This window comes from [Clostridium] fimetarium (assembly GCF_900111235.1).
GTDB lineage: Bacteria > Bacillota > Clostridia > Lachnospirales > Lachnospiraceae > Clostridium_N > Clostridium_N fimetarium.
Genome location: NZ_FOJI01000002.1, coordinates 424,053 through 436,595 on the forward strand (window position 1 = coordinate 424,053; position 12,543 = coordinate 436,595).

A 12,543-nucleotide genomic window follows, 5' to 3' on the forward strand; every position below is an offset into this window, starting at 1 on the left:
CTTGATGGTGAAATAGGAAAAGTGAAAGATCTCTACTTTGAGGATCAATACTGGACTATTCGATACCTGATTGCGAATACAGGAAATTGGTTAACTGGTAGACAAGTGTTACTCTCACCTAATTCGATAACATCTATTAATAAAGACGAGGAATGCATTAACGTTAATTTGACAAAAGACCAAATTGAAAACAGCCCAAATTTGGATAGTGATAAGCCGGTATCAAAACAATTTCAGGAAAATTTTTATGGATATTTTGCATTGCCAATGTACGGAATGGGTATGGGAATGGAAATGGGAGGGGCTGGTGCAATACTACCTTTTATTCCAGCTGAAAATGATGAGGAAATGTTAATTGCGGCAGCTAAAGAACGGGATGAATGGGATCCTCATTTACGTAGTGCCCATAATGTGAGTGGCTATAACATTCAAGGTATAGACGATACAATTGGTCATTTAGAGGATTTCATTATCGATGATGAGACATGGGAGATACGTTATCTAGTAATTGACACACAGAATTGGTTACCTGGGAAAAAGATTTTACTTGCGCCACAATGGATAGAGAGCGTTAGTTGGGACGAGTCAAAATTATCCGTAAACTTTCTTTGTGAGGATATCAAACAGTCACCAGAGTACACCGAAGAGACTATACTAAACAGAGACTTTGAGACCAGTCTGTATCAACATTATAATCGTGAGGGATACTGGACCACTGGATCAGATGTCAAGAATGATTTTATCAAGTAAAATATAAGACTAATAAGAAATATTTATATTGGGCAAAAGTGAGAAAAGGAATGCTGCTACGCATGTAGGTAATGACATATAGAAAGCTATAGCTATGACATACCGATAACGTTCGACAAATTTAATAAAGCAACCTTTGGGGTGACACTCTCATTTTTGAGCGTCATCTCTTTTGCGTAAATCAAGTGGAAGCAGACAGCTGGAAGCATAGAATTAAAATACACTGAATAGAAGGTAAATATAATGGAATTTTTGCAGGGAAGTAGTATATGGATTTATTTATTTATATTTTTTGGCAAAATCTTAGAAGTTGCGGTTTCCACAATAAGACTTGTATTAATAAATCGTGGAGAAAGAATAAAAGGATCACTAATTGCCATTTTGGAAATGCTCCTTTGGTTATTTATAACAGGAACTGTATTAACAGGTTTTCAAAAAGATATTTTTAAGGTAATTATTTTTGCAATTGCTTTTGCCGTTGGAAATTATGTAGGATCATGGATGGAAGATAGATTAGCGTTTGGGTTATGTTCTATTCAAGTAATAGTACCCGAGTGCAGCGGAAGCCAAGAACTTGCGGTTAAACTTAGAAAAAATAACTTTGCAGTTACTACAATAAAAGGCAAGGGTAAAGATGGCCTACGTGATATTATGTTTCTACATATTAAGCGTAAACGTATTTCACAAGCGGTAGATATCATTAAAACCAATCTAGAAAATGCTGTAATTGTTGTGAATGATTCAAAGATTATTCATGGTGGATTCTTAAGAAAATAAACTTGCTTTTCATTTATTTTAAAAGATGTATAATACAAAAGATATATAATATAAAAGAATTAAAATGCAAAAAAATTAAGAAAAGAACTATATTACAAAAGGAACAATATACAAAAGAACTATATAGAAAAGGGTTAAAGTTCAAAAGGAACTGCAATCAAAAGGAAATACAATTCAAATACGGAGGTGTGTTTATGAATATGGTACAATTAGAAAGAATGAAAAATGATAAAGGTTTTATCGCTGCGCTAGATCAAAGTGGTGGTAGTACGCCTAAAGCACTTGGATTATACGGTATTGCGAAAGAAACGTATACGGATGAATCTGAGATGATACAATTAATGCATGAAATGAGATCAAGAATCATGGAAAGCCCAGCTTTTACAAAAGAAAGAATTCTTGCAGCTATCCTCTTTGAAAAAACCATGGATTTAAAAGTCGCAGGGAAATACAGTGCAGATTATCTTTGGGAAAACAAAGGGATTTTATCAATTCTTAAAGTGGATAAGGGCCTATTAGATTTACAGGATGGCGTTCAGTTAATGAAGCCTATTCCTAAGCTTGATGAATTGCTAGTACGTGCAAAGGATCGCCATATCTTTGGAACTAAGATGCGTTCTGTAATTAAAGAAGCAAATGAAGTTGGAATTAAGGCAATTGTAGACCAACAGTTTGAAATTGGAGCAGTTATATCGGCAGCCGGTTTTATTCCAATTTTAGAACCAGAAGTAGATATTCATACTCCAAATAAAGAAGTAGCAGAAGCAATTCTTAAAAAGGAACTTATAGAACATTTGAAAAATTTGGACCCAACCTATCAGGTAATGCTTAAAGTGACCATTCCAGATATAGATAATTTCTATGAAGAGCTTATGAATTATCCAAATGTAGTAAGAGTCGTTGCTCTCTCAGGAGGGTATCCAAGAGAAGAAGCGAATGAGAAATTGAAAAAAAATCATAATCTAATTGCAAGCTTTTCAAGGGCATTAACGGAAGGATTAAACGTAAACCAAAGTGATGAAGCGTTTAACCATATGTTAGATCAATCTATTCAATCGATTTATGAAGCCTCCATTTAATAGAATTTAATAGAATTTTCCCGTATAATATATAATAGGAATTTCACGAAAGAAAAAAATAAAATTAAAGAAAGTGGCTTCTATTAGATTATTGTTATCCCGAAAGGAGCCATTTTTAATTATTTACATTGAATCATTTATACCCATCAGTAATTCCCACTTGACTGAAAATCCATAATACTATATAATCTAGATACGTTAGAACTGTAAATTTTGTTAGTTAATTATATGTGTTTTGAATTATTTATTATTTAGAATACAACCAATACATGATTACCCTTCGGGGATGTAAAGGTTTCGACGGGGTTTTATAATCAATGCAAGCATGTAGTAGCCGAGGAATCTACTCTAAAATTTCTCAAAAAAAATAATTAACACAAACAACAGAGCTTTAGCAGCAGCCTAAAAGTGCTACCAGAGAAATCTGGTTAAACTCTCATGAAATGTTTTCTACTGCTAAAACGTGAGGGTCAACCAAAGTAGATAAGCAAGGATGTAAAAACTGTTATGCAAACTTGACGAAAATCCTATACAGTCCACAATGAAAGGTTTGCTTATTTAAACAACAAAGTGGTACTAAAAATGAGATAAACATGTAGAAAACATTGAGGAGGGGCTTCGGACACGAGTTCGACTCTCGTCATCTCCACTGAAGTAAGGATAAGACTTTTAGTCATATCCTTATTTTTTTTCCATAATATAAAAAAAATCCTCAATTCTCCCCTATTTTGAATAATGAGTGCAGGCCTATTATTTTGATATCTTTTTTCGGATACTTCAGCATGTGTATACACTCCTAGTTTTGTATTTGCTTTTTTATTTTTAGTCAAGGTTCATATTTTTATACGGATATTTTCATATTGTGAATAGTATATTGGACAATATAAAGAATGTGAAATTACCAAAGACGAAAATAAAGTGATAGATATTTTAAATTTTTATTAGCATAATATTACAAAAAAGATTATACTAATAAAACAGTAAATTGATATATTAAGTATGGCTTTCAGAGAGGAATAATAAGATGACTGAAAAAAAATTGAATTTAATCAAAGAAATTCTTGAAGATGATGTGATTGCAGAAGAAGACGAAGATATTCTACATACACTTTTGCAAGAGCGGGTTTCAAAGGATGCAATATTTGATCATGATAGCAAATTAACACTTGGTCAAAAAGCAGCAGATGGTCTTGCGAGGTTTGCTGGTAGCTGGACGTTTATAATTTATTTCTTTATTATATTAGTATTATGGATTGGATTAAATGCATTAGTATTAACAAAGCCCTTTGATGTATATCCGTTTATATTAATGAATTTGATTTTGTCATGTTTGGCTGCTATTCAGGCACCTGTAATTATGATGAGCCAAAATCGTCAAGAACAAAAGGATAGATTAAGAGCAAAAAATGATTACAAAGTTAATTTGAAATCAGAGATAATTGTCGAGGATATTCATAATAAGCTAGATATTATTATTGAACAGCAAGAAAAAATGATAAAAAGAATATCTGAGCTTGAAAACTATAAAATCAATAACGATTAAAACTATAAAATCAATAACAATTAAAATGACAATAGTAAAACCGAATTTAATTAAAAAGTAAGATGTATCTCTATTCAACTACACATAAATTGCGAATAGAGATACATCTTTATTTTATTTCGATATTTAGGACATATGGAAGATATAAAGCGATTTATAGATAGTAGTTTTGATTCGTGATTTTCAATCTATAATCTTAGAAAGGCCAAAAATATAAGTAAAAAGCCACTTAACCAAGACAGTTGGAAGGGTACTTTTTCACTGATTTTATTCCCAATAAATGCTCCTGATTTTATTGAAAGCATACTAAAAATGAGTGAGCATAGTATGATCGCAAATATGTTTACATTTCCAAGCGCTACACCAAATCCGGCGGCCAGACTATCTAAGGATAATGCTACAGCAAGAGATAGTGCTTCTTTAGGAGATAGTGTTTTTGATTCATCAAGATCCGCTTCTTTTGGATCGGCATATATATTTAATATGAAATTAATATTGAGAAAGCTAAATTTTATTTGCTTATCAATAATGGCATGTTTATGAATGATTGAATTAATGATATTATCCATTAATTTGATAATACCTAATATGAATAAAATTGAAAAAGCACCTATTTTCAATAAATCCCCTGGTAAATAAGGTTTGAGAAATGTACCAAGTAAAAGTGAAATTCCTAAGATTCCAGTGCAAATAAGTGAAATTACTTGCATGGAGGAAAATGGTATTTTGATTTTATTACTTCCATACGCAAAGCTAGCTATAAATGCGTCGGTAGACAATGCGATGGCAATTAGGACTGCCTCAAAAATTGTAAATAATATATGGTTCATTTTTAAAAAATCCCAGTAGTATCATTTAAAATCATTTTATGTTAAATGCTTGCACTATGTTACAAGTTGTATTATGGCATTATAATATATACATAAATTTGATATACATTTTACGTTAGTCGCTTCATACATTTTACATGACTGCTATATCCTATTATTAAAGTGGCAACACTTTATTATAATGAAACTAAAGGAGAATAGTCTATGCTAAAAACTTATGTTTTGGATACAAATGTATTAATTCAGTCTCCCACGGCACTGGAAAGCTTCGAAGAAAATCATGTAGTGATTCCAATTGCAGTTATTGAAGAACTTGATTCATTGAAAAACGCTGAGGGTGAAAAAGGAGCCAATGCAAGAAGTGCAATAAGATTATTAGAAAGACTAAGACAGCAGGGGGATTTACTAAAGGGAATTAAGATGAACAACGGTGGAAATGTTCGGATTGAAATAAATTATAGGGATATTCCACTTCCCAAAGATTTGCCAGAAAGCAAAATGGATAATCGGATTTTACAGGTCTGCAAAGGGTTATCAGAAAATGAAGATAAGGTGATTTTAGTAACGAAAGATATTTTGCTTAGGATCAAGGCACAGGTTTTGGGGCTTCTCACGGAGGATTTCACAACGGAACAAGTAGCTGATGAGCATGCTCAGTACTGCGGACGTACTGAGGTGTTTGTTGCAGAGGAAATATTTAAGGATTTTAAGAAAAAAGGGATAGCGGCAGAAGAGGTATATATTTTAGATGGTGAAGGTATTAAAAAACAAGTAGGATTAATATGTAATGAATTTGTCATTATTCATGCAGATCAGTCATCAAAAAGAACACAGTTGGGAAGATATGATGGTGATAAAATAGTTCCCTTGTACTATAAAAAGAGTAGGCCATACGGAGTTAAACCCAAAAATGCGGGGCAGTATTTTTTGCAGGAAGCACTAATGGAGGATGCTCAAAAGGTGCCACTTGTCATTGTTAAGGGAATGGCGGGAACGGCAAAAACCTTCTATTCATTGGCGGTTGGATTGGAAAAAGTAATGAATTCTACAAGTCAGGAGTATAGAAAAATTCTGGTTACAAGGCCAAATGTTCAGTTTGACAATGATATAGGGTTTTTACCAGGAAACGAACAGGAAAAGATTTCCCCTCTGATAAGACCAATAATAGATAATTTGGAACAACTTTTGGATTCTGATGATGCTGAGCGGTACAGTGATGAGAAGGCACTTAGCGGAAAAATAGAAGAAGTATTTGATAGAGGAATTATTGTCACAGAAGCCATGAATTTTATGAGAGGACGTTCATTTGCACAGACCTATTTAATTATCGATGAAGCGCAAAATATGACTCCAAAGCAGGTTACGGGAATAATCACAAGAGCGGGCAAGGGAACAAAAGTAATATTGCTAGGAGATCCAAAGCAGATCGATACTGCATTTTTGGATGAACGGACCAATGGCTTAAGTTATGCTTCTGAGAAAATGAAAGGAAGTAAATTATGTTATCAGATTACGCTGACAGCGAGTGAGTGTGAAAGATCAGAACTTGCATTAGATGCGATTACAAGAATGTAGTTGGTAGTGTAGTAGAAGCTGGTGCAGCAATGGAAATAAAAAAGCTTGCTAAACGAAAATTAGTAAGCTTTTTTATTGTGAAATCCATCATGAAATTATTGAAGATTTCAAAATTTCTTCAGTTACTAACTTAGCAGAATTCAAAACTAAAGATACGCCAGGGCCAGGATGAAGAGAGCTCCCAACAAAAAATAGATTATTAGCAGTACTAGATTTGAAATGCGGTCTGAAATAGTTTGTTTGGGCTAGAGTCGGACTAAGACCAAAGGCGGTACCACCATATGCGTTAAATTTGCTTTCCATATCTTGTGGCGTGAGGTAATTTTTATAATCAATATTTTCTTCGATATCTTCTAAACCGTCGATGTTTTTCAGTTCCTTGAGGATTTTATTGGTTAATAAATCAATGGTACAATTATCCCAAACAATATCTGTGAAGAAGAGGTTAGGTACACGAAGCATAATATTTATACAGTCCCCTTCATTTTTTACCATACTTCTATCTAGTCTACTTGGACAATAAATATATAAAGGTGGGTTCACAGGTAAAGTTCCCTTAAATGCTGCCTCAATGTTTTCTTTAAAGTTCTCACACAAGTATATATTATGAACTCTTAATTGAGGGTACTTCTTCTTCAGTCCTAAATATAAAATAAAAGTGGAACAAGAGTATTTCATTTCAGATAGCTTTTTATCCGTATATTTATCTTTGTAATGTGCATCTTTTACTAGGTTTTTCATCGCATAAGGAAAATCAGCATTGCATACAATAATGTCTGCTTTTTCTATGCCGTTACTCGTTTTCACACCAATCGCTTTATCCTTTGAAAATACTATTTCCTCAACAGTTACACCTGTCTTTATCGTTCCACCAAATTCATTGATTAGCGTTGATAAAGCATTAATGAATGAATACATTCCGCCTTTTAGATGCCACAGTCCATATAGTTGAGAAACGACAGGTACAAGTGTGTAGATATTAGGTCCGTCAAAAGGAGATATTCCAACATACATAGATTGGAAAGCTAAAAATTCGCGGAGTTTTTCATTTTTTATATATCTGGAAATGTAATCATAGGTGGTAGCGAGCGTATGGATTTTAAAAGCTTTTGTTAATGTTTTTGAATTGAAAAAATCTTTTGAAGAATCTTGAGACCTTTTTAAGAAAAATTTATTCGCTATTAAATATTTTTCATAAACATCAGATGTAAATTTAAAGTATCCTAGGGAATCTGCCTTTGAAATATGTTCTAAGCTTTTCACTAAAGTAGAAATATTCTTGTTAAAATCAATTGTCGTTTTATCAGCAGAAAAAAGCCTATAAATTGGATCTATCTCTATGAATTTCACATATTCCCTATAGTTTTTACCTGCATACGAGAATATTTCTTTAAAACAATTAGGCATCATTAAAATAGAAGCTGATAAATCAAAACGAAAACTATCAGTTTCTATAATATTAACGCGTCCACCAATTGTTTGATTTTTTTCTAAAATCTCCACTTCATATCCATTTTTCAAAAGCCTTAAAGCCGTAGATAGTCCACCGATTCCAGCACCTATAATAATTACTTTTTTACTCATTTAACCAAACTCCTTTCAAAATCAAAATCTTAATGATTTAGTATTTGCAGAAGTTTTAATAATTATAGAATAATAAATAATGCTAAATTAAAAGGCGTTGTAAAAAAAATAAAACCACACTTTTCTAAAATCGGAAGGTGTGGTTTTATGATAAAGTATAAATTTAGATGAGATTTCGATAGATAAAAAAAACTATGCAATATTATTTAGATTTGTGCTATCGGTATTAAACATGTTTTGGTAGTTGGCTTCATAAGCATTGAGCATACTAGCAGCAAGTGTATTAAATTCTTCAGAGAGACTCTGACCAGAAGTGCTCTGTGTTGCTGCTTCTTGAGACGCTTTTAAATTTGCAGCATTCAGCTCATCGACACTGATTTTACCGTCTGAATTCGTATCAAACTGAGAAAAGAAATCTTTTGCACTTGGAGCATCAGTAATGCCAAGCTTTGAGATTATGGAGTCATATTCATCAGTTGAGATTGTTCCGTCGTTATCTAGATCAATGACAGAAGATATTGACTGTGTTGATGCTGCTTGAGACGCCAAAGTATTTTGCGCGTTTAGCTCATCAATGCTGATTTCACCGTCTGAGTTAGTATCAACTTGAGAAAAGAAATCTTTTGCACTTGGAGCATCAGTAATTCCCATTTGAGATAGAATGGAATCATATTCATCTGATGAAATTGTTCCGTCCCCATCTGTGTCAAGGTCAGAAGAGATTGTTTGATTTTCGGTTGGTGGAGGTCCCATTGGCCTTTGCGCTTTTAACTCATCAACACTGATTTCACCGTCTGAGTTAGCATCCACTTGAGCAAAGAAATCTTCTGCACTTGGAGCATCAGTAATTCCTAAATTAGATATAATGGAATCATATTCATCAGTCGAAATAGTTCCGTCACCATCCGTATCAAGGCTACTGAGGTCACTTGCAGAGGTCGTTTGAGCGGTTGCCGGTGAAACTGTAGATTGATTCTGGATGCTTTGCATCAGTCTAAGATGATCTTCTATCGATAAATTGCTGCTATCAAGAGAAGAAGTGGAAGTTTGAATGGATGCAACTGCTGGTACTTTGAAAGAAGTTGCGTTACTGTTTTCTTTTGCTGTTTCAGATAACTTGTTCAATAAGTTGTTATTTGTTAGTATAGACAAATAACTTGAATTGGAATTGACTGAATTAATCATATGAAAGCTCCTTTTTTATTATACTTTTTATGTCGTATACTACTACTTTCTGTGTTATAGGAAGGTTAAGTATATCATTTATGATATAACTTCTTTGTGATAGAATTATGTAAATATTGTGATATAATTCCAGTTTTCTATTCATTTTCTTCCTTTGTTACAACTATACTATCGAAAGGTATTTGCATAATGTTTATAGGGTTCACATAATGTTCACTTAAGTTTCACAAGTTTCTCAAGATGTGATATTGATTGACGATGGGGCATGATTGCTTTATTATTAATAAAAGAAGTAATTATATTCTAATTTTAATTGTGTTAGGGTTTTTAATTAAAGGAGAGACATCATGAAATATATATTTATCGTAAATGCATTTGCTGGCAGAGGAAAATCCTTAAGAGTTGCACAAAATATTAAAAAGATTTGTTTGGAAAATAATATCGATAACGAAATCATTTATACGAATAAACCCGGAGAAGCAACGACAATCACACAAAAATATAAAGATTTAAAATGCGTGATTTTTAGTGTGGGCGGAGATGGAACACTGAATGAAATTTTAAATGGAATCGTCGGATCTAACAATATGTTGGGCGTTATTCCAACAGGTTCCGGTAATGATTTCTATAAGACGTTAGAGACAGTATATGATTTAAATCCTTGCATTGATATCGGAAAGATTAATGGTCGATATTTTATAAACGTTGCTTGTTTTGGAGTTGATGCAGAAGTAGCAAAAAACACCGAAATAATGAAGAAGAAAAATGTACCTGCCTCACAAATATATAATGCTAGTATTGTATATACTTTTTTTGCATATAAATTCAAGGAAATTGAACTTATTATAAAAAATACAATCAGAAGAGATAAATTTACGGTAGTAGCAATTTGCAATGGTCAATATTATGGCGGTGGTTATAGAATGGCACCGAATGCGTCTTTGACAGATAATAACTTCGATATTTATTACGTGGATAAAATAAAAAAAATAGAAATGCCAAAGCTTCTTTTAAAAGTCAAAAATGGAATCCACGAGCAATTGAAAATGGTACATAAAGAGCAGTCAGATTCTATGATAATACAATCTGAAAATGATATAATTTGTAATGTTGATGGAGAAACCTTGATAGATAAAAAATTCGAAATAGAGTTAATAAAAAATGGAGTCACTTTGTTTAATGATAAGAATTTAGTTGATAGGATTATGCAAAAGTAGGATTATGTAAAAGTAGGATTAAGCAAAAGCAGGATTAAGCAAAAGCAGGATATTAAAAATAAAAGATGTTTCAAGCTCAGTTTATACTTTTTGAAAAGTATATGATAAGATTGAATCGAAGATATTTTGTATAATATATATAAAAACGAGGTTGAACATGAGAATTCGAGTGCCACACTATTATAAGAATTTTAAATGTATCGGTGCAGCGTGCACAGATACTTGTTGCGCTGGATGGGAAGTTGTAATTGACGAGAAGTCATATAAATTCTATAAGACAGTACAAGGTGATTTTGGCCAAAGATTAAAAGCCACAATGATATCAACAGATGAAAATAGCTTCATATTGCAAAATGGAAATTGCCCATTCTTAAATGAAAATAAATTATGTGATATATATACTGAACTTGGTGAAGACAAATTATGTGAAACATGTAAGACGTATCCAAGATTTCTAGAAGAATTCGGAGATTTGCGAGAAATCGGCATATCCCTATCGTGCATGGAGGCAGCTAAATTAATTATAGGAAACCAGGAACCAGTTACTTTTGAACTGGAAAATAATAATGAAATAATTACTACATATAATAATATTAATCCAGAATTATTTATGAATCTTTATTCAGCAAGAAAAGTTACAATCGATATATTGCAGAATCGTTCTATTGATTTAAATAGTAGAATCGCACTTATAATCGCATTTACACAAGATATTCAAGAAAAAATTGATAGAGATAAACTCTCTCAAATTAGCGATGTTAAGAAAAAATATGCAAAAGTCGATTTCGTTAAAAATTATATAAATGAGCTAGACAGATATAAGGATAATGCATTAGAAAAGTATGAAAATATGTCTAAATATATGAATATATTCAGAAACTTGGAGATGATTAACGATAATTGGCCCCATATAATAAACCGTGATTTGGAATGCCTGCATAATACGAATGCCGGAGAGCAATTTTTTGCGCAACAGTATTCTGATTTTGATGCGTATTATCAGGATAAAACATATGAATTTGAGAATTTATTGGTGTATTTCGTATTTCGATATTATTTGAAATCGGTTTATGATGAAGATGTATTATCCAAAGTGAAAATGGCAGTAGTGAGTGTCCTTATTATAAAAGAACTTGATATTGTTAGATGGATTGATAATGGTTATAAATTTGAAGAAGCAGACCAAATAGATATCATCCATATGTATTCCAAGGAGATTGAACATTCAGATTTGAATTTAGAAGCATTAGCACAAGCTCTAAAATCAAATGAAATATTTGATATGGAACAATTGATTATTATGTTGATGAATTAATAAGTATGGAACAATTGATTATTATGTTGATGAGTTAAGTATGGAATAATTGGTATCAACGTAGTAAGGTAATTAGTAAAAAAACTGTAGAATAAAGGTGATTATGAAATGAAGAATATTATTGGAAGCAAAGAAATGATAGAAATACTATCTAGATTTTTAATAGAAGGAGAGCAACTTAGTTATCCGATTGAATGCAATATTTCTAAAATAGGAAATAAGACATTGAAAGCGGAAGCATTTGTTGGATTAACTGAAAAGGATTTGTTAGTTAGCATTTCGTTTTTTGATATACAAAAGCAATATAAGATAGTAAGATTTCCTTTCAATAACATTGAAAATGTAAGTGTGAAGAAGTCTCTTATTTTGAAATGTTATATTGTTACGATTACATTTGATGAAAAAATTAAAGATAATATTATAGTAATAAAAATGTCCGAGAAAGTAAAAGGGGATTTCAAAAACCAGAGTGAAAATATTAGAGGACTATTAGATAGAATCAGTAAGTATAGTAAGTAAGCGAATAAGTAGTAAATAAATAAGTAAGTAAGTAAGTAAGTAAGTAAGTAAGTAAGTAAGTAAGTAAGTAAGTAAGTAAGTAAGTAAGTAAGTAAGTAAGTAAGTAAGTAAGTAAGTAAGTAAGTAAGTAAGTTAGTAAGTAAGTAAGTAAGTAAGTAAGTATAGCAGC

Annotated in this window: 11 protein-coding genes and 1 other RNA gene; 9 read left to right on the top strand and 3 right to left on the bottom strand. The window is 32.0% G+C overall.

Annotated features, from left to right (window positions below):
• Positions 1–21 precede the first annotated feature (21 nt).
• From BMY18_RS04290 to BMY18_RS04310, 5 genes are all read left to right on the top strand, one after another.
• Positions 22–750, top strand: a complete 729-nt coding sequence (locus BMY18_RS04290) for a PRC-barrel domain-containing protein (RefSeq protein WP_207647422.1) — start codon at positions 22–24, stop codon at positions 748–750.
• A 243-nt stretch (positions 751–993) separates the two neighbouring features.
• Positions 994–1,527, top strand: coding sequence for a DUF2179 domain-containing protein (locus BMY18_RS04295; RefSeq protein WP_092450891.1), 534 nt, complete (start codon positions 994–996; stop codon positions 1,525–1,527).
• A gap of 194 nt (positions 1,528–1,721) precedes the next feature.
• Positions 1,722–2,606, top strand: a complete 885-nt coding sequence (locus BMY18_RS04300; RefSeq protein ID WP_092450893.1) for a fructose bisphosphate aldolase — start codon at positions 1,722–1,724, stop codon at positions 2,604–2,606.
• A gap of 282 nt (positions 2,607–2,888) precedes the next feature.
• Positions 2,889–3,258, top strand: a transfer-messenger RNA (tmRNA) gene (gene ssrA, locus BMY18_RS04305).
• Positions 3,259–3,630: 372 nt separating this feature from the next.
• Positions 3,631–4,149: a DUF1003 domain-containing protein gene (locus BMY18_RS04310; protein WP_092450895.1), complete on the top strand. Its 519-nt coding sequence runs from the start codon at positions 3,631–3,633 to the stop codon at positions 4,147–4,149.
• Positions 4,150–4,337: 188 nt separating this feature from the next.
• Here BMY18_RS04310 and ytaF read toward each other — a convergent pair whose 3' ends face one another.
• Positions 4,338–4,979: a sporulation membrane protein YtaF gene (gene ytaF, locus BMY18_RS04315; protein WP_092450897.1), complete on the bottom strand. Its 642-nt coding sequence runs from the start codon at positions 4,977–4,979 to the stop codon at positions 4,338–4,340.
• 204 nt (positions 4,980–5,183) lie between these two features.
• Between ytaF and BMY18_RS04320 the strand changes: the two genes are divergently transcribed.
• Entirely contained in the window at positions 5,184–6,554 is a 1,371-nt protein-coding gene (locus tag BMY18_RS04320) for a PhoH family protein (protein ID WP_092450899.1), read from the top strand.
• 87 nt (positions 6,555–6,641) lie between these two features.
• On the opposite strand, the gene BMY18_RS04325 is transcribed toward BMY18_RS04320, so the two are convergent.
• Together BMY18_RS04325 and BMY18_RS04330 are read right to left on the bottom strand one after the other, a co-directional pair.
• On the bottom strand, positions 6,642–8,138 hold the full coding sequence (locus tag BMY18_RS04325; RefSeq protein ID WP_092450902.1) for a phytoene desaturase family protein: 1,497 nt from the start codon (positions 8,136–8,138) through the stop codon (positions 6,642–6,644).
• A 192-nt stretch (positions 8,139–8,330) separates the two neighbouring features.
• Entirely contained in the window at positions 8,331–9,323 is a 993-nt protein-coding gene (locus tag BMY18_RS04330; RefSeq protein ID WP_092450904.1) for an EF-hand domain-containing protein, read from the bottom strand.
• 347 nt (positions 9,324–9,670) lie between these two features.
• Between BMY18_RS04330 and BMY18_RS04335 the strand changes: the two genes are divergently transcribed.
• The 3 genes from BMY18_RS04335 to BMY18_RS04345 all read left to right on the top strand — a co-directional run bounded on the left by BMY18_RS04335 (position 9,671) and on the right by BMY18_RS04345 (position 12,374).
• Positions 9,671–10,540 carry a diacylglycerol/lipid kinase family protein gene (locus tag BMY18_RS04335; RefSeq protein ID WP_092450906.1) on the top strand — a complete coding sequence of 290 codons (870 nt, stop codon included), beginning with the start codon at positions 9,671–9,673 and terminating at the stop codon, positions 10,538–10,540.
• Between the two features lie 157 nt (positions 10,541–10,697).
• Positions 10,698–11,855, top strand: coding sequence for a flagellin lysine-N-methylase (fliB, locus tag BMY18_RS04340; RefSeq protein ID WP_092450908.1), 1,158 nt, complete (start codon positions 10,698–10,700; stop codon positions 11,853–11,855).
• A 108-nt stretch (positions 11,856–11,963) separates the two neighbouring features.
• Positions 11,964–12,374: a hypothetical protein gene (locus tag BMY18_RS04345; RefSeq protein ID WP_092450910.1), complete on the top strand. Its 411-nt coding sequence runs from the start codon at positions 11,964–11,966 to the stop codon at positions 12,372–12,374.
• Positions 12,375–12,543: the final 169 nt, after the last annotated feature.

Coding starts and splice junctions, on each gene's coding strand:
- BMY18_RS04295 (WP_092450891.1), top strand. CDS start 994: ATGGAATTTTTGCAGGGAAGTAGTATATGGATTTATTTATTTATATTT.
- BMY18_RS04300 (WP_092450893.1), top strand. CDS start 1,722: ATGAATATGGTACAATTAGAAAGAATGAAAAATGATAAAGGTTTTATC.
- BMY18_RS04310 (WP_092450895.1), top strand. CDS start 3,631: ATGACTGAAAAAAAATTGAATTTAATCAAAGAAATTCTTGAAGATGAT.
- ytaF (WP_092450897.1), bottom strand. CDS start 4,979: ATGAACCATATATTATTTACAATTTTTGAGGCAGTCCTAATTGCCATC.
- BMY18_RS04320 (WP_092450899.1), top strand. CDS start 5,184: ATGCTAAAAACTTATGTTTTGGATACAAATGTATTAATTCAGTCTCCC.
- BMY18_RS04325 (WP_092450902.1), bottom strand. CDS start 8,138: ATGAGTAAAAAAGTAATTATTATAGGTGCTGGAATCGGTGGACTATCT.
- BMY18_RS04330 (WP_092450904.1), bottom strand. CDS start 9,323: ATGATTAATTCAGTCAATTCCAATTCAAGTTATTTGTCTATACTAACA.
- BMY18_RS04335 (WP_092450906.1), top strand. CDS start 9,671: ATGAAATATATATTTATCGTAAATGCATTTGCTGGCAGAGGAAAATCC.
- fliB (WP_092450908.1), top strand. CDS start 10,698: ATGAGAATTCGAGTGCCACACTATTATAAGAATTTTAAATGTATCGGT.
- BMY18_RS04345 (WP_092450910.1), top strand. CDS start 11,964: ATGAAGAATATTATTGGAAGCAAAGAAATGATAGAAATACTATCTAGA.